At 64.9% G+C, this 17191-nt stretch carries 18 protein-coding genes; 16 read left to right on the forward strand and 2 right to left on the reverse strand.

All coding sequences use genetic code 11. The features are described from left to right. Nucleotides 1–6: 6 nt before the first annotated feature. Genes SIL87_RS15655 through SIL87_RS15680 form a run of 6 tightly spaced genes read left to right on the forward strand, consistent with a single transcriptional unit; the run spans nucleotide 7 to nucleotide 6369 of the window. Nucleotides 7–1197 (forward strand): pyridoxal-phosphate-dependent aminotransferase family protein, encoded by a 1191-nt coding sequence (locus SIL87_RS15655; RefSeq protein WP_319615057.1) that lies wholly within the window; start codon nucleotides 7–9, stop codon nucleotides 1195–1197. A gap of 54 nt (nucleotides 1198–1251) precedes the next feature. Beyond that, the gene (locus tag SIL87_RS15660; protein ID WP_319615058.1) at nucleotides 1252–2556 is read left to right on the forward strand and encodes an MFS transporter; all 1305 of its coding nucleotides are present in this window, start codon (nucleotides 1252–1254) and stop codon (nucleotides 2554–2556) included. Further along, a complete protein-coding gene (locus tag SIL87_RS15665; protein WP_319615059.1) occupies nucleotides 2553–2963 on the forward strand; it encodes a GlcG/HbpS family heme-binding protein in 411 nt (136 codons plus the stop codon). The genes SIL87_RS15660 and SIL87_RS15665 overlap by 4 nt, the downstream gene beginning before the upstream one ends. A 30-nt stretch (nucleotides 2964–2993) precedes the next feature. Continuing rightward, a complete protein-coding gene (locus tag SIL87_RS15670; protein WP_319615060.1) occupies nucleotides 2994–3698 on the forward strand; it encodes a ribonuclease activity regulator RraA in 705 nt (234 codons plus the stop codon). After that, complete coding sequence (locus SIL87_RS15675; RefSeq protein ID WP_319615061.1) at nucleotides 3695–5404, forward strand: IlvD/Edd family dehydratase; 1710 nt, start codon at nucleotides 3695–3697, stop codon at nucleotides 5402–5404. The genes SIL87_RS15670 and SIL87_RS15675 overlap by 4 nt, the downstream gene beginning before the upstream one ends. Then, nucleotides 5401–6369 (forward strand): 2-hydroxyacid dehydrogenase, encoded by a 969-nt coding sequence (locus SIL87_RS15680; protein ID WP_319615062.1) that lies wholly within the window; start codon nucleotides 5401–5403, stop codon nucleotides 6367–6369. The genes SIL87_RS15675 and SIL87_RS15680 overlap by 4 nt, the downstream gene beginning before the upstream one ends. A 4-nt stretch (nucleotides 6370–6373) precedes the next feature. On the opposite strand, the gene SIL87_RS15685 is transcribed toward SIL87_RS15680, so the two are convergent. After that, nucleotides 6374–7327 carry a sigma 54-interacting transcriptional regulator gene (locus SIL87_RS15685; RefSeq protein ID WP_456304837.1) on the reverse strand — a complete coding sequence of 318 codons (954 nt, stop codon included), beginning with the start codon at nucleotides 7325–7327 and terminating at the stop codon, nucleotides 6374–6376. A 167-nt stretch (nucleotides 7328–7494) separates the two neighbouring features. On the opposite strand from SIL87_RS15685, the gene pspA reads away from it, so the two are divergent. From pspA to SIL87_RS15715, 6 genes are read left to right on the forward strand one after another with little or no spacing between them, the layout of a single operon-like run. Then, nucleotides 7495–8178 (forward strand): phage shock protein PspA, encoded by a 684-nt coding sequence (gene pspA, locus SIL87_RS15690; RefSeq protein WP_319615063.1) that lies wholly within the window; start codon nucleotides 7495–7497, stop codon nucleotides 8176–8178. Between the two features lie 26 nt (nucleotides 8179–8204). Beyond that, a complete protein-coding gene (locus SIL87_RS15695) occupies nucleotides 8205–8435 on the forward strand; it encodes a hypothetical protein (RefSeq protein WP_319615064.1) in 231 nt (76 codons plus the stop codon). Nucleotides 8436–8437: 2 nt separating this feature from the next. Further along, nucleotides 8438–8677 carry an envelope stress response membrane protein PspB gene (pspB, locus tag SIL87_RS15700; protein WP_319615065.1) on the forward strand — a complete coding sequence of 80 codons (240 nt, stop codon included), beginning with the start codon at nucleotides 8438–8440 and terminating at the stop codon, nucleotides 8675–8677. Between the two features lie 19 nt (nucleotides 8678–8696). Next, nucleotides 8697–9101, forward strand: a complete 405-nt coding sequence (locus tag SIL87_RS15705; protein WP_319615066.1) for a PspC domain-containing protein — start codon at nucleotides 8697–8699, stop codon at nucleotides 9099–9101. A 29-nt stretch (nucleotides 9102–9130) separates the two neighbouring features. Then, nucleotides 9131–9385, forward strand: coding sequence for a hypothetical protein (locus SIL87_RS15710; protein WP_319615067.1), 255 nt, complete (start codon nucleotides 9131–9133; stop codon nucleotides 9383–9385). Further along, nucleotides 9382–10017: a GIN domain-containing protein gene (locus tag SIL87_RS15715; RefSeq protein WP_319615068.1), complete on the forward strand. Its 636-nt coding sequence runs from the start codon at nucleotides 9382–9384 to the stop codon at nucleotides 10015–10017. Before SIL87_RS15710 ends, SIL87_RS15715 begins: the two co-directional genes overlap by 4 nt. Before the next feature lie 57 nt (nucleotides 10018–10074). Here the strand turns inward: SIL87_RS15715 and SIL87_RS15720 are convergent, their stop codons facing one another. Further along, nucleotides 10075–11028 carry an aldo/keto reductase family protein gene (locus tag SIL87_RS15720; protein WP_319615069.1) on the reverse strand — a complete coding sequence of 318 codons (954 nt, stop codon included), beginning with the start codon at nucleotides 11026–11028 and terminating at the stop codon, nucleotides 10075–10077. 106 nt (nucleotides 11029–11134) lie between these two features. Here SIL87_RS15720 and SIL87_RS15725 point away from each other — a divergent pair, with 106 nt between their 5' ends. The 4 genes from SIL87_RS15725 to SIL87_RS15740 all read left to right on the forward strand — a co-directional run bounded on the left by SIL87_RS15725 (nucleotide 11135) and on the right by SIL87_RS15740 (nucleotide 17117). After that, complete coding sequence (locus tag SIL87_RS15725) at nucleotides 11135–12559, forward strand: pyridoxal phosphate-dependent decarboxylase family protein (protein WP_319615070.1); 1425 nt, start codon at nucleotides 11135–11137, stop codon at nucleotides 12557–12559. Between the two features lie 69 nt (nucleotides 12560–12628). After that, nucleotides 12629–15436, forward strand: coding sequence for a molybdopterin oxidoreductase family protein (locus SIL87_RS15730; RefSeq protein ID WP_319615071.1), 2808 nt, complete (start codon nucleotides 12629–12631; stop codon nucleotides 15434–15436). Next, nucleotides 15433–16182 (forward strand): 4Fe-4S dicluster domain-containing protein, encoded by a 750-nt coding sequence (locus tag SIL87_RS15735; protein WP_319615073.1) that lies wholly within the window; start codon nucleotides 15433–15435, stop codon nucleotides 16180–16182. The genes SIL87_RS15730 and SIL87_RS15735 overlap by 4 nt, the downstream gene beginning before the upstream one ends. Then, nucleotides 16179–17117 (forward strand): dimethyl sulfoxide reductase anchor subunit family protein, encoded by a 939-nt coding sequence (locus tag SIL87_RS15740; protein WP_319615074.1) that lies wholly within the window; start codon nucleotides 16179–16181, stop codon nucleotides 17115–17117. Before SIL87_RS15735 ends, SIL87_RS15740 begins: the two co-directional genes overlap by 4 nt. Nucleotides 17118–17191 lie beyond the last annotated feature (74 nt).

The following is a 17191-nucleotide window of genomic DNA, read 5'->3' on the forward strand; positions in this document are numbered from 1 at the left end:
TGACCAATGAACACACCGACCACGACCGTTCATACCGGACGGCATTTTCTGCAGATCCCGGGGCCGACCAACGTACCGGACCGGGTGCTGCGGGCGATCGATATGCCGACGATCGATCATCGCGGACCGGAATTTGCGGGGCTCGGCCTCGCGGTGATCGAAGGGGCAAAACGCGTCTTCCGCACCGCGAGCCCGGTGGTAATCTATCCCTCGTCGGGGACCGGGGCGTGGGAGGCGGCGATCGTCAATACGCTATCGCCCGGGGACCGGGTGCTGATGGCCGAGACCGGGCAGTTCGCGACGCTGTGGCGGACCATGGCAGGGCGGCTGGGCCTGGAGGTGGATTTTATCGAGGGCGATTGGCGGCACGGGGCCGATCCGGCGGCGATCGGCGCGCGGCTGGCAGAGGATCGGGGCCACACCATCAAGGCGGTGATGGTGGTGCACAACGAAACCTCGACCGGGGTGACCAGCCGGATTCCGGAAATCAGGCGGGCGATCGATCAGGCGAGCCATCCGGCGCTGCTGTTGGTCGATACGATTTCCTCGCTCGGTTCGATCGATTACCGGCACGATGAATGGGGTGTGGATGTCACGGTCGGGGGATCGCAAAAGGGGCTGATGCTGCCGCCGGGGCTGGGGTTCAACGCGGTTTCGGACAAGGCGCTGGCGGCGGCGGCGGCGAATACGAGCCGGCGGTCCTACTGGGACTGGCACGAGATCATCGCGGCAAACCGCACCGGATACTGGCCCTACACCCCGGCGACCAATCTGCTCTACGGGCTGCGCGAGGCCATCACGATGCTCGAGGAGGAAGGGCTGGAGGCGGTGTTCGCGCGGCACGACCGCCACGCGGCGGCGACGCGGGCGGCGGTGCGCGCCTGGGGGATGGAGATCCTGTGCGCCGACCCGCGCGAGTATTCCAGTGCCCTGACCGCCGTGATGATGCCCGACGGGCATGATGCCGACCAGTTCCGCGAGGCGGTGCTTGCGCGGTTCGACATGTCGCTCGGCACCGGACTGGCGCGGCTGAAGGGGCGGGTATTCCGGATCGGGCATCTCGGTCATTTCAACGATCTGATGCTGATGGGCACGCTTGCCGGCGTGGAGATGGGGTTCGAGGTCGCGGGCGTACCCTACCGCGAGGGTGGGGTACGCGCGGCAATGGACGTGCTGAGCGGAAAGGCGCGGCCCTAGCAGCGGCGTTCGATACGGTTCGATTGGAATAACAAATAAACGGAGGGAATGACCATGTCGACCACGATGAGCCGGACCCCGCGACTGCGGACGATCCAGCGATCCGCCTTGACCATGCTGGTGCTTTCAGGGGCGGTAAATTACATCGACCGCGCCACGCTCGCGGTCGGCAACCCGCTGATCCGCAAGGACCTCGGCCTGTCGGTGGCCGATATGGGGTTCCTGCTGTCGGCGTTTTTATGGTCCTACGCCTTCGCGCAACTGCCGATGGGCGCGATGGTGGACCGGTTCCGCCCCCGCATCCTGCTCACCGTGGGGCTGGCGCTGTGGTCGGCGGCGCAGGTCGCGAGCGGACTGGTGGGGAGCTTCGGGCAGTTCTATGTCGCGCGGATCGCGCTCGGCATCGGTGAGGCGCCGCAGTTTCCCTCCGCCAGCCGGGTGACGCGCGACTGGTTCAACCCGCGCGACCGTGGCTTGTCGTCCGGGATCTGGAATACCGCCGGCCCGCTCGGCACCGCACTCGGCGTGCCGCTGCTGACCGTGCTGATGCTGAATTTCGGCTGGCGCTGGATGTTCATTCTGATGGGGATTGCCGGGCTTGTGGTCGCAGTGATCTGGTACGCAGTGTACCGCAACCCGCCGGAGGTGGCGCTGACCGCCGAGGAAAACGCCTATCGGACCCAGGGCGACGCGGCGGACCAGCGCCATCACATGACGTTCCGGGAGTGGCGGATGCTGTTCAGGTTCCGCACGACCTGGGGGATGATCGTCGGGTATTTCGGGTGCATCTATATGACGTGGATCTATTTCGCGTGGTTGCCGGGGTATTTCGAGATCCAGCGGCATATGAGCGTCAAATATACCGGGATCGCAGCGGCGATTCCGTTTGCCTGGGGCGTGGTCGGGTCGCTGTGCGGCGGGTATCTGGCGGATGTGCTGGTACGGCGCGGCGTCGGGCAGGTAAACAGCCGCAAATATCCGGCGGGGCTCGCGCTGATCGGGACGGCGGCTTTCACGATCGCGGCGGCCTATGTGTCGAGCAATAATCTGGCGATCGCGTTCATTTCGGCGGCGATTTTCCTGCTCTACATCACCAGCACCTGCTCCTGGGCGCTCAGCTCGGTCGCGGTGCCGCCGAACCTGACCGCCTCGGTGGGGGCGATGCAGAATTTCGGCGGTTATCTCGGTGGCGCGCTGGCGCCCACGGTGACCGGGCTGATCGTGGCCGCGACGGGCTCGTTCGTGCTTGCTCTGGTGGTCGGCGCGGTGGTCAGTCTGGTCTCCGCGGCTTCCTATCTGTTCGTGGTGAAAAACCCGATCACCACGGCGCAGATCGACCGTCTGCCGGCGGCGCCATGACCCCTGCCCTGCCCCTTGCGCTGGCGCGCGCGGTGCTCCAACGGGCGCTCGACCTCGCGGGGGCGGCGGATGCCGGGAGACCGGTATGCGTTGCGGTATGCGATGCGCAGGGGTTTCTGGTGTGCTTCGCGCGATCGGACGGGGCGCCGGTTCGGAGTATCGAACTCGCGCAGGGCAAGGCCTATTCGGCGGCGCGGATGGGGGTTACGACCTGCGCGTTTCTGGAGCGCATCCACCGCGAGCGGATCGAGCCCGGATATTTCTGCGACCCGCGCCTGACCGCGCTGCCGGGCGGGGGTGTGATGCGGGATGGCACGGGGATGGTGATCGGCGGGGTCGGGGTGAGCGGGCTGACCTCGCGCGAGGATCAACTCGTGGCAGATCAGGCGGCCGTGGTAACCGGGTGAGACGGATGGTCGTGATGAAGGGGAAAGCGAATGAGTGATCTTGACGAACGGTTTTCGGTTCTTGCTGCGGTTTCAACCGCGACGGTGACGACCGTGCTGCTCAAGGAGGGGCTGCGCAATGTGTGGCTGCGCGGGACGATGCCGCTCCGGGCGGGTCAGGGGCGGCTGGTCGGGCGCGCGTTCACCCTGCGTTTCGTGCCCGCACGGGAGGATCTGGCGACGCCGGCCTCCTGGAGCTCGCCGACCTCGACACGGGGTGCGATCGAGGCGATGCCGACAGGGTGCATCGCCGTCGCCGATGCCATGGGGGTGACCGATGCGGGGATTTTCGGGGATATTCTCTGTGCCCGCATGCGGGTGCGCGGGGTCGCCGGGCTGGTGACCGATGGGGTGATGCGCGACGGGGCTGGCGTGCTCGGAACCGGATTGCCGGTATGGTGCCGGGGGGTTGCGGCACCGCCATCGGTCGCGGGGCTGACTTTCGTGGGGTGGCAGGAGCCGATCGGGTGCGGCGGGGTTGCGGTGTTTCCCGATGATGTCATCGTGGTGGATGACGATGGCGCGGTGGTGATCCCGGCGGCGCTGCTCGATCATGTCGTCGCGCACGCGCCGGAGCAGGAGCGGCTGGAAGCGTGGATCATGCGCGAGGTGGAGGCCGGGGTGGCGCTGCCCGGCCTGTATCCCGCCAATGCCGAAACCCGCGCGCGCTACGAGGCCGACAAGGCACGCTCGTGAGCGGTTTGCGCAAGGGGCTGACCAGCTACGGCGATGCCGGATTCTCGCTGTTCCTGCGCAAGGCCTTCATCAAGGCCATGGGCTATTCCGATGATGCGCTGGACCGGCCGATCGTGGGGATCACCAATACCGCGAGCGACTACAATCCGTGCCATGGCAATGTGCCGGATCTGATCGAGAGCGCCAAACGCGGGGTGATGCTGGCGGGCGCAATGCCCATGGTGTTTCCGACCATCAGCATTCATGAGAGTTTTGCGCATCCGACCTCGATGTTCCTGCGCAACCTGATGGCCATGGATACCGAGGAAATGATCCGCGCCCAGCCGATGGATGCGGTGATCGTGATCGGCGGGTGCGACAAGACGCTGCCGGCGCAGATCATGGGGGCGGCGAGCGCGGGGTTGCCGACCATCGTGGTGCCGACCGGGCCGATGGTGGTCGGGCATCATAAAGGCGAGGTGCTGGGGGCGTGCACCGATTGCCGGCGGCTCTGGGGACAGCACCGGGCCGGGACGATCGATGAAGCCGAAATCGAGACGATCAGCGGGCGGCTGGCGCCTTCGGTCGGGACATGCATGGTAATGGGCACGGCCAGCACCATGGCCTGCATGATCGAGGCGCTCGGCCTGTCGCTGCCGATGGCCGCGACCGCGCCGGCCGTGCATGCCGAACGGAGGCGCATTGCAGAGGCGAGCGGGCGGCGGGCAGCGGAGATGGCGGTGGCTGGCGGACCGACGCCGCGCGAGCTGATCACCCCAGCTTCGGTCCGCAATGCGCTGGCGGTTTTGCAGGCGATCGGCGGATCGACCAACGGGATCATTCATTTGACCGCCATGGCCGGGCGGGTGGGACTCAAACTCGATCTGGCGGCGCTCGACGAGTTGAGCCGTGAGGTGCCGGTATTGGTCGATTTGAAGCCGTCGGGCGCGCATTACATGGAACATCTGCATCATGCGGGCGGCGTGCCTGCGCTGCTGCGGGAACTGGCGCCAGCGCTCGATATGGCGTGCGGCACGGTGGCGGGCGGCACGCTGGCCGAGATTGCCGCCGGGGCGGAGCGCGTGCCGGGGCAGACCGTGATCCGGCCATGGGACGCGCCGTTGCAGGGATCGGGGGCGATTGCGGTGCTGTTCGGGAATCTTGCGCCGCGCGGGGCGGTGATCAAGCAGTCGGCCGCCTCCCCTGCCCTGCTGCGCCACAAGGGCCGGGCGGTAGTGTTCGACTCAGCCGCGGACATGGCGGCGCGGATCGACCTCGATGATCTGGATGTGACGGCGGACGACATTCTCGTGCTGCGCCATACCGGGCCGGTCGGCGCGCCGGGGATGCCGGAGGCGGGGTATCTGCCGATTCCGCTCAAGCTGGCACGGAAAGGTGTGAAAGACATGGTGCGGATTTCGGATGCCCGGATGAGCGGGACCGCGTTCGGCACCATCGTGCTGCATATCACCCCGGAATCGGCGGTGGGCGGCCCGTTGGCGCTGGTGCGGACCGGAGACATCATCGCGCTCGACGTCCCGGCCCGACGGATCGACCTGCTGATCGATCAGGCCGAATGGGCAACACGGCAGACGGCGCTGAATTTGGCCGCACCGCCATTTGTGCCGGGGCGCGGCTATGCCCGCCTGTTCGCGACCAGCGTGTTGCAGGCCGATGAAGGGTGCGATTTCGATTTTCTGCGATACGATCAGGGAGAGTCCACATGAATCCACGGGCGAAACTGTTGAGCCTGGGCACGCTGATGCCGGTGATCGACCAGGCGTTGGAGGCCCGGTTTGAGGTGCTGCGCGAAGGGCCGGCGGGCGATCTGGACGCGGTGATTGCGGCGCATGGCGGGGAGATCCGCGCAATCGTGACGCGCGGGCAGCGGCGGACCGATGCGGCGTTGATCGGGCGGTTGCCGAAGCTGGAGCTGATCGCGAATTTCGGGGTCGGGTACGATACCGTCGAGGTGGAGGCCGCCGCCGCGCAGGGCGTGGTGGTGACCAATACGCCGGACGTGCTGAACGACGAGATGGGTGATTTCACCGTCGGGCTGCTGCTGGCCACCGTGCGGCAGCTTCCCCTTGCGGAACGGCATCTGCGCGGGGGCCATTGGCAGAAAGGGGCGTTTCCGCTCGGGCCGAGCCTGCGCGGGCGGCGGATCGGGATTGCCGGGATGGGGCGGATCGGGCGGGTGATCGCGCACCGGCTTTCGGGGTTCGACCTGCCGATTTCGTATCATGCCCGGAACCGGGTACCCAATATCGACTTTGCGTATCACCCCGATCTGGTCGGGTTGGCCCGCGCGGTCGATGTGCTGATCGTGGTGCTGCCGGGTGGGGAGACCACGCGCCATGCGGTGAATGCCGAGGTGCTGGCGGCGCTCGGGGCGGATGGGGTGCTGATCAACGTGGCGCGCGGATCAGTGGTGGATGAGGAGGCATTGATCGCGGCGCTGCGGGACGGCACGATATTGGCAGCGGGGCTCGATGTATTCGCCGCCGAACCGCACGTGCCGGACGAATTGGGCGCGATGGATAACGTGGTGCTGGTGCCGCATATCGGCACCGCGACGCATCACACCCGGGGGTTGATGGCGGATTTGCTGATCCGCAACGTGATGTTGTGGTTCGATGGCGCGGGGCCGGTCACGCCGGTTGCTGAAACGCCGGTGGTGCGTCGGGGCTGAATGCTCAGCGCCGGGCGCGGGGCTCCAGCAACCCGGCTTTGCGAAGGCGGTGCCGGAGCTGGTCGTAAGTAATGCCAAGGGCGGCGGCGGTGCGGCGCTGGTTGTGGCGGTGTTCGGCCAAAGCGGCGGTGAGGATTGCGGCAGGGTCGGCGGGGCCAGTGACGGCGGATTCCGCCGTGCCGAACGGATCGAGCCGGATATGGCCGAGCGGTGCATGCCAATCGCTTTCCCGGTAAAGGCTGCGTTCCACCACGTTGCGGAGTTCGCGGACGTTGCCGGGCCAGGTATGGGTGAGCAATTGATCCCGTGCGGATGAGGTGAAACCGGCGAAGAAATCACGACCGAGTTCGGCGGTCATGCGTTGGGCGAAATGTTCGGCGAGCAGGAGAATATCCTCGCCGCGCTCGCGCAGCGGCGGGATGCGGATGACGTCGAAGGCGAGGCGGTCGAGCAGGTCGGCCCGGAACTTCCGTTCCGCGATTCTGGACTGGAGGTTCTCATGGGTCGCGGCGATGACGCGGACATCGACCGCGATGAGCTCGTTGCCGCCGACGCGTTCGAACACGCCGTATTCGATGACGCGGAGCAGTTTTTCCTGCACCGCGAGCGAGGCGTTGGCGATTTCGTCGAGAAACAAGGTGCCGTGGTCGGCCAGTTCGAAGCGCGAGGCACGGCGACGGGTGGCGCCGGTGAAAGCGCCGGCCTCGTGGCCGAATAACTCGGAATCGAGCAGGGATTCGGACAGAGCGCCGCAATTGAGTTGCAGGACCGGCTGATTCCAGCGCGGCGAGAGCAGAGCGAGGCGGCTCGCTATGAGTTCCTTGCCGGTGCCGCGTTCGCCGATGACCAGAACCGGGCGGTCGATCGCCGCCAGGTCGGAGACATGGGCAAGCATGGCGCGGAAGCTCGTGCTTTCGCCGATCAGGGTGGCCCGGGCGGCGTTGTTCGTGCCGGATATAGCATAGCTCCTATAATTTAGTGCTGAGTATTAGCAAAAACTTTGCGATGGGAAAAGGACAAATCGGCAGCATCGAGGAAAATCAACGGATTGGTTGGGGCCGTTATTTTGGCATAATTCCTGCAAAGCCCTTCTGCATCGCCTCTCTCACTCGGAAGGAGGATCCCATGGGGATTTTCTCGCGGCTTTCAGACATTGTTAACTCCAACCTCAACGCCCTGCTCGACCGGGCGGAAGACCCGCAGAAGGTCATTCGTCTGGTGATCCAGGAAATGGAGGATACGCTGGTCGAGGTGCGTTCGGCGGCGGTGCGGCTGATTGCCGAACGCCGTGAAGGCGAGCGCAGGATTGTGGCCCTCACCCGGGATCGGGACGAATGGCAGCGCAAGGCCGAATTCGCGGTGCAGCGCGGGCGCGAAGATCTCGCCAAGGCGGCATTGCTGGCGAAGAGCCGGGCCGCACAGGCAATTGCGGAAGCGCAGACACAGATCGATGCGGTGCAGGCGGCCATCGCGCAGCAGAACGAGGATGTCGGCAAGTTGCAGGCCAAGCTCGATGACGCGAAATCGCGCGAGAAGGCAATATTGCTGCGCCAGCAGAACGCGACGACGCGGTTGAAGGTGAAGCAATCCCTCTACGACGAGCGGGTCACCGATGCATTCAGCCGGTTCGAACAGGTCGAACGCAATCTCGACATGATGGAAGGCCGCGCCGAGGCGTATGATCTGGGGCGGCGACCGGCCGAGCCGAGCGTTGCCGAGGAGTTCGCGGCACTGGAGGCGAACGATCAGGTCGAGCGGGAACTGGCGGAATTGAAATCGCGCATCAAGCCTGAAGAAAAAGCCGCCTAAGCGGCCATCGAACGAGGAGAGGTTTCATGTCTGATTTTCTGGCCCTGATGATCCCGATCGTGGCGATCGCCGGCGCATATGCCCTGTCCGCTTACAAGATTTATGTGCGCAGCCGGGGTGCCGGGCTCACGGGGAATGATCGGCAACTGATCGAAAGCCTTTCCGCGACCGCGCAACGGCTGGAGCAGCGGGTGACGGCACTGGAGCGCGCCCTGCTCGATGCCGAGTTGCCGTATTCACGCGGGACGGAGGTCTAGCCATGCCCGACACGACATTGGTTGCTGTGGCAGTGCCGCTGGGTGGTGCGTTCATGCTGTTCGTGGCGCCGGTCTGGCTATGGCTGCACTACCGGCGCGACCGGGGACGCGGGCCGGACCAGCAGAGGCTGGAAGCCGGGATGGCCAATCTTGCCGCAAACGCGCAACGCCTGGAGGCGCGGGTGGCGACGCTGGAACGAGCCTTGCTCGACGCCGAACATACTGATTTCACACGGGTTTGACCCGATAGGACACCACAAGATGAGCACGACCATGAACCGTCCTGATTTCACCACTGGCCTTCACGCCCGTCGCGGTACGCTTGCCGGGGTGTGCGCTGCAGTCGCGGCCTTGATCGAGGTGCCATGCTGGATCGTTCGCGCCGTCGCCGTGCTCCTGCTGTTGTGGCACCCGATTGTCGCCATCGTGATCTATCTCGGCTTTGCCGCCTACATCCGCCACGGTACCAGCCGGCTGTCGCAGCGTTTGTCGGCGCTGCGGGACCGGGTGGCACCGCCACGCGGGCCGGAGATCCCGGTCGCCGCGCCACCGCCGGTTGATGGGCTGGCCGCGCGGTTTGCCCGGCTCGACCAGAGGCTCGCCACCCTCGAACGGCGTGCCACCGACCCTGACTGCCTATTGCGTCGCCGGTTCGACCGGCTGTAATTTATCACCGTCTCGTGAGGACATTCGCCATGACTGAAAAACTCATCAATCAACGGACTCCGGCAGATCCGCCGTCGCAGGCCCGGGTCATGCTCCATCCGCCCGCGCAGCACGATCAACAAGCCGCGCCCTGGCTCATGCTCATCGGCCCGGTGATCGGGTTTGTGCTGGCGGCCTGTCTCGCGATTTCCTTCGCCCTTGCCCTGGCAGGTGGGGCGGGCGAAGCGGCACTCGGCACCGGCCATGCGGGCGGCCCGATCCGCACCGCCGTGTTCGTGCTGTGAACCGGGCCGGTTTCATCGGCATTGCCGCGGGTCTGGCGGCGTCGGTGCTCGTGCCGCGCGCTGAAGCCGCAAGCGATTCGCCGGTGCTGCCGGGTTTTCACGGCATCCGGGTTGCCGGAATGGCCCGGATATCGTGGCATCGGGCGGCACGCCAGTCGGTGATGATCACCGGCAGCCCCGCGCTGTTGAAGCGGGTGCGCCTGACGGTGACGGACGGCATGCTGGATCTGCGCCTGAAATCGGGGATCTGGTCCGGCGATGACGGGCGTTTGCAACTGGTGGTCGCCACCCCGCATCTCGACCGGCTCGATGTCAGCGGGATGGCGAGCGGAACCGTGAGCGGACTCGATGGTCCGGCCTTTGCTGTGACTATTTCAGGGACCGGGCGGCTGACGTTGAGCGGGGCGGTGACGAAGGCGGCCATCGCGGTCAGCGGAGCCGGTCGGGTGGATGCGGCAAAGCTGATCGCGGATGATCTGACGGTCAGCATCAGCGGCACCGGCACGGTCAACGGCTATGCCCGGCAGGATGCGCATATCGCGGTCGATGGGGTCGGCTCGGTTCATGTTGCCGGACACCCGGCGGTACGCGACGTATCGAACAGCGGGGTTGGCTCGGTCGTCTTCGACTGATGCGGGGAGACTGCACGTCTCCACGTTCTCACGGTGAAATGACCCGCAACCCCGCCGCTACGCCGCCTGCATCGCCGGGGTGAGCAGGGCCTCGGCCTGCGCGAACAATGCCGGATCGACCGTCGCATCGGAAGCTTTGATGTTCTCGTCGATCTGGTCGGGATGCGAGGCGCCGATGATCGCGGCGGCGATGTTCGGTTCGCGCAGCACCCAGGCAAGGGCGAACTGGGCGAGGGTGAGCCCGGCCCGGTCCGCAAGGGGGCGCATGGCCTGAACCGCTTCGAGAACGGCGCGGCGCTCGGTGAGGTCCTGCAGAAAATGGCCCATGGTCGCACTGGTCGCGCGTGAACCCGCCGGGGGTTGAGCGCCCGGCTTGTATTTGCCGGTGAGGATCCCCTGACCGAGCGGCGACCACACGATCTGGGAAATGCCATGGGCCGCGCAATAAGGGATGATTTCGGCTTCGGGCTTCCGCCAGATCATCGAGTATTGCGGCTGGCTGGAGACGAATTTTTCAACACCCGCCATTTCGGTGGCTTCGCGGATTTTCTCGATGGGCCATTCCGAAAAGCCGATATAGCGGGTCTTGCCGGCTTTCACGGCGGCGGTGAGCGCCTCCATGGTTTCGTGCAGCGGGGTTTCCGCATCGTAGCGGTGACACTGATAGAGATCGACATGATCGACCCGAAGGCGCTTGAGCGAAGCGTCGAGCTGCTTTTCGATCTGGGCGCGCGACAGGCCCTTGTCGGTCTCCGTCATCGGGAAATACAGTTTGGTCGCGAGGATGTAGCTGTCGCGTTTCACGTCCGCGAGGGCTTCGCCGAGCACGGTTTCCGCAGCGCCCTTGCCGTAGATGTTGGCCGTGTCGATCAATGTGATGCCGCGTTCGAGCGCGCGTTTGACACAGGCAATCGACTGGGATTTCTCGACGCCGCCGGAATAGGTCAACCAGGACCCCAGGGCGATGGTGGACACGGTGAGGTCGCTGGAGCCGAGTTTGCGATAATGCATGATGATATCCTTCTGCTTCGCTCTCAGATTGCGTCGATGGCCCGTGGGTGCAACCCTTTACCCGCAGCGGCGCGCTCGATAAGCACGCGGGTATGAGCATGCTGGCATGAGCACACTGGACCCCGAGGACTGGACCGAACTTCGCGCGATCGGCCACCGGATGATGGATGACATGATCGACCGGCTGGCGGGGATCGACTCTGCCCCGGTGTGGCGGAAACTGCCGGATGCGGTGCGGCACGGGTTCGGCGCACCGATGCCCGAGACAGGCAAGGGTCTTGCGGCGGCTTATGCCGAGTTTCTGGCGCGGATTGCGCCTTATGCGTCGGGCAATATCCATCCCCGGTTCATGGGCTGGGTACAGGGCGGCGGCAATCCGGCGGGCATGCTGGCTGAGTTGCTGGCGGGCGGGCTGAACGAGAATTGCGGTGGCCGCGATCATGTCGGGCTGGAGGTCGAACGCCAGGTGATCGCGTGGTCCGCCGCCATGCTCGGCCTGCCGGAGGCGACTGGTGGCTTGATGGTGACGGGCTCGTCGATCGCGAATTTCATTGCCCTCGTCTGCGCGCGGCGGCGCCATTGCGGCCTTGCGGTCCGGCATTCGGGCACGGCGGGGCGGAAGTTGGTGGGGTATGCGCAGGACGGGGTGCACCGTTGCGTGCCCGGCGCGTTCGATATGGCGGGGCTGGGCAGCTTTGCGCTGCGGCGGGTCGGCACGGATGCCGCAGGGCGGATCGACGCAGCTTCGCTCGACGCCATGATCGTGGCGGACCGGGCGGCGGGACTGGAGCCGTTTTTTCTGGTCGGCACGGCAGGCAGCGTGGATATCGGTGCCGTGGATGATCTCGCGGGTCTCGCCGCGATCGCCGCGCGGCAGGGATTGTGGTTTCACGTCGATGGCGCGTTCGGCGCATTGCTGGCCGTGTCGGAGACGAGACGTGCCCTGCTGGACGGGATCGAACGGGCGGATTCGGTTGCGTTCGATTTTCACAAATGGGCGCAAGTCCAATACGATTCCGGATGTATTCTGGTCCGGGAACGACAATGGATGCTCGATAGTTTCGCGCAGGATGCCTCATACCTGACAAATACGGCGCGCGGCCTTGCCGGCGGCGCGCCATGGCCGTGCGATATGGGCCCCGATCTTTCGCGCGGGTTTCGCGCGCTCAAGGTCTGGATGACGATCGAGACGTACGGCGCCGCACGGCTAGGTGCGATCGTGGACCGAAGCTGCGATCTGGCGCAGCGTCTCGCCGCGCGGATCGCCGCCACGCCGATCCTCGTTCTGATGGCCCCGGTGGCGCTCAACATTGTGTGTTTCAGAGTGGAGGACGGCGGTGCCGCACTCGATGATTTGAACGCCGATATCGCCGCCGATTTGCAGGAGGACGGTCGCTTCGTGGTTTCGACCACGGTGATCGGCGGAAAGCGGGTGCTGCGGGCCGCGATCGTCAATCATCGGACAAGCGAACGTGACGTCGATGATCTGGTCGACGCGGTGGTAGCGGCGGCGACCGATCGGCGGGGCTGATCGAACCGATCGGGCCTGTTTCATGGACGGTGACGAACGCCGTCCCCATACTCGGTTCAGAGGTATTCCATGGCTAATGACAAAATCGCGTATTCGTCGCCGATCGGCGATGAGGTTGCCTATACGACATGCTACATGTGCGCGTGCCGGTGCGGCATCAAGGTTCATCTCAAGGACGGAAAACTGCGCTATATCGAGGGGAACCGTGACCACCCGGTGAACCGGGGTGTGTTGTGCGGCAAAGGCTCGGCCGGGATCATGACCGCCATTTCGCCCGCGCGGCTGCGCAAGCCGCTCAAGCGCGTGGGGCCGCGCGGCGCGGGAGAGTTCATCGAGATCGAATGGGATGAGGCGATGACGGTCGTGACCGATCGTCTCGCGCGAATCCGGGCGACCGACCCGCATAAATTCGCCCTGTTCACCGGGCGGGATCAGTCGCAATCGTTGACCGGACATTTTGCCCGGATGTTCGGAACCATGAACTTCGCCGCCCATGGCGGGTTCTGCTCGGTCAACATGGCGGCGGGCGGACTCTATTCGGTTGGAGGCGCCTTCTGGGAGTTCGGCGAGCCGGACTGGGATCATGCGAAGCTGTTCCTGCTGTTCGGGGTCGCGGAGGACCACGATTCCAACCCGATCAAGCTCGGCCTCGCCACCTTGAAGTCGCGTGGCGCCAAAATCGTTTCGATCAACCCGATCCGCACCGGATATTCGGCGATCGCGGACGAGTTCGTTGCAATCACGCCGGGCACCGACGGTCTGTTCGTGATGGCGCTGATCCATTGCCTGCTGGAAAGCGGATCGGTCGATACCGAATTCCTGATCCGCTACACCAACGCGCACTACCTGGTGATCGACGCGCCGGGAGACGCCGATAACGGTCTGTTTGCGCGCGATGAAGCGGGGCGAGTCCTGGCGTTCGATCGTGGGGCGCAGGAACTGGTCGATGCCGCTGCGCTCGGCATCGATCCAGCGCTGCTCGGCAGCTTTACCCTCGCGGACGGTAGAACAGCGCGGCCCGCGTTTGCCATACTTGCAGAGCGTTACTCCAATGCTTCCTATTCGCCCGAAGCGGTGGCGGCACGCTGCGGCGTGGCGGCTGCCGATATTCGCCGGATCGCCGGCGAGATCGCGGAAGTGGCGTTCAACCAGGCGATCAGTCTCGATCAACAATGGACCGACACCGCCGGACGCACCCATCCGACAATGACCGGGCGGCCGGTGGCGATGCACGCGATGCGCGGAATTTCAGCGCATTCCAACGGGTTCCACACCTGCCGGGCGATCCATGTATTGCAGATGCTGATCGGCGCGGTCGATACCCCCGGTTCCTGGCGTTATAAATCGCCCTATCCGAAGCCGATCCCGGCCGGGCCGGGACCGGGAGGCGCGGTGCACGACGCGGATGGTTCGCTCACCGCAACAGTGCTCGGTTTTCCCTCGGGACCGGAGGATCTGCTGGTCGATGATGATGGCGAAGCCTTGAGGCTGGACCACGCATTTTCGTGGGAAGCCCCGCTTGGCATCCACGGGCTGATGCACATGGCGATCGCCGAAGCTCATGCAGGCGGCCCGGAGCGGATCGATACGCTGTTCCTCTACATGTCGAACATGGCGTGGAACTCCGCGATGAATCCGGGCGAAACCACGCGGATGCTGGCGGATCATGACGGAGCGGGCAATTACCGGATCCCGTTCGTAATCTATGCCGATGCCTTTGCATCGGAAACGGTGGCCTACGCCGATCTGGTTCTGCCGGATACCACCTATCTTGAGCGCTATGATTGTATTTCGTTGCTTGATCGGCCGATCGGGTCTGCGCATGGTCCGGCAGACGCGATCCGCGTGCCGGTGCTCAAGCCGGATCGGGATGTGCGACCGTTCCAGGATGTGCTGATCGATCTGGCGGGACGGCTCGGCCTGCCCCATTTCGTGGATGCGGAGGGCAGGAAACTTTACGATTCCTACGCCGATTACATGGTCAATCACCAGCGCAAGCCGGGGGTCGGACCGCTGGCCGGGTTTCGCGGCGCGGATGGCACCGCGATCGGCAAAGGTGCGCCGAACCCGGACCAACTGCAACGATATGTCGAGAACAAAGGGTTCTGGCGGCATCACCTGCCGGCGGAGCAGCTTTACTACAAGCACGCGAACCGCGCCTATCTCGCGGGGGCGAAGGAAATGGGGCTGATCGACTCCGATGCGCAGATCGTTCTGCATCTATACAGTGAAATCCTGCAGAAATTTCGTCTGGCGGCGGAAGGTCACGGCAGCCGGGTGCCCCCGGAGCGGCTACGCGCGCAGGTCCGGACCGTGATGGACCCGTTGCCGATCTGGTATCCCCCGGTCGAGGAGACCATGACCGATCTGCAGCGGTTTCCGCTGCATGCGATCACCCAGCGGCCAATGGCAATGTATCATTCGTGGGGATCGCAAAATGCGTGGTTGCGCCAGATCCTTTCGGAAAACCGGCTCTATCTGCACCGCGATCTGGCAGCACGGCATGATCTGGTCGATGACGACTGGATCGAGGTGGAATCGCGCAACGGCCGGGTGAAATGTCAGGCCCGCGTGATGGAGGGCGTCAACCCGAACACCGTGTGGACCTGGAACGCGATCGGCAAACGCACCGGCGCCTGGGCGCTCGCGAACGATGCGCCGGAAGCGCGGCGCGGGTTCCTGCTCAATCACATCATTTCCGAATATCTCCCGGCGGATGGCGCGGGACACCGCGCTTCCAACTCCGATCCGGTCACAGGGCAGGCGGCGTGGTTCGACCTGACCGTGCGGATCGAGAAATGCGCGCCGGACACACTTGAGGAAACCCAACCGATGATGCCCCCGTCTGCCTATTCGCCGAAAGCCGCCGCCGAATGACCTCGCTGCCACAGCCTCAGCCCAACGCCAAGAAACTCGGTCTCGTGATCGATCTCGATACCTGCGTCGGCTGTCATGCCTGCGCGGTGAACTGCAAGGAGTGGAACACCGGCGGGCATTATGCCCCGCTGCCCGATTACGACAAATACGGTGCCGAACCGGACGGCGTATGGTTCAACCGGATTCACTCCTACGAGGCCGAGGGCAGGAACGATGGCTGCGGCGGCCGGACCGTGAATTTCCCACGTTCCTGCCTGCATTGCGAAGAACCGCAATGCGTCACGGTGTGTCCGACCGGCGCTTCCTACAAACGCGTGGAAGACGGGATTGTGCTGGTGAACACCGATATCTGTATCGGCTGCAAACTGTGCTCCTGGGCCTGTCCCTATGGCGCGCGCGAATTCGATGAGGATGCCGGGGTGATGAAGAAATGCACGCTCTGCATCGACCGTATCTACAACACCGATCTGCCCGAAGCCGAGCGTGAGCCCGCCTGCGTGGCAACATGCCCCTCGCGGGCACGGCATTTCGGCGACTTCGCCGATCCGGACAGCGCGGTTTCGAAACTGGTGGCTGCACGCGGCGGGGTCGATCTGATGCCGGAGCTGGGCTATCGGCCAGTGAACAAATATCTGCCGCCGCGACGCGCGATGATCCCGACCCGTGCGCGGGAGGCGGATATGCCCGCTGGCAACGGCATCGGCGCCGCACTGCTCAACCTGGTCGATCGGGTCCTGTCACGATGACGCCTGCATCTTCGGTCTTGCTGCTCACCACCCTCACCGGTTTCGGCTACGGATTGCTCGCCTGGCTCGGGCTGTTTGCCGCAGCGCGCGCGTTGCCGGTCTCGCCATGGTTCGTGCCGGTCGGCGTCATCGTCGCCCTGGCCTGCGCGAGCGGCGGGTTGCTCGCCTCGACCCTGCATCTCGGGCGGCCGGAACGGGCGTGGCGGGCGTTCAGCCAGTGGCGCTCGTCATGGCTTTCGCGCGAAGGCGTCGCTTCGATGCTGACCTATCCACCGGCGCTGATCTTTGCCGGCTTATGGTTTCTGCTCGGGCCCGATGCGCTGGCGACCCGGCTTGTCGGGCTGGTCGCCGCAGCCATGGGGATCGGCACGGTCTATTGCACCGCGATGATCTACGCGAGCCTCAAGCCGATCCGGCAGTGGCATAATCCGCATACCGCGCCGGATTACCTGATTTTTGCCGCGTTTTCGGGCGCTATGCTGCTCGCCGCGCTGATCGGGATCTGGACCGGGCAAGCGCGCGGTGCCGGGTTGATTGCCGTCCTCGCCGCCATCGCCGCAGGCGTTGCAAAACTCGCTTACTGGCGCTTCATCGATGCCCAGAAACCCTTGGCGACGCTCGCTTCGGCAACCGGACTTTCGGCGTTCGGCACGGTGCGGCCGCTCGACCAGCCGCATTTCACCGAGAACTACATTCTGCGTGAAATGGGCTACCAGATCGCGCGAAAACACGCAGCGAAACTACGGCGACTCATTCTCGTGCTCGCATTCGGTGCCCCGGGCATACTCGCATTGCTCGCGACCATCGGCGTCGTGCCGATGGCAAGCGCCCCCCTCGCGGTCGTCCTCGCGGCAGTGGGCTTGTTCGTCGAACGCTGGCTGTTCTTTGCAGAGGCGACCCATGTTTCCACGATCTATTATGGACGGGCCGTTTGATCGCAGGAACTTCAGTAGGGAAGACTTCTTTTTCGTAAAAAAGAACAAGAAACTTTTTCGATCTGATTCTCAAA

Origin of the sequence: Acidiphilium acidophilum, assembly GCF_033842475.1 — a bacterium.
Classification (GTDB): Bacteria; Pseudomonadota; Alphaproteobacteria; order Acetobacterales; family Acetobacteraceae; genus Acidiphilium; species Acidiphilium acidophilum.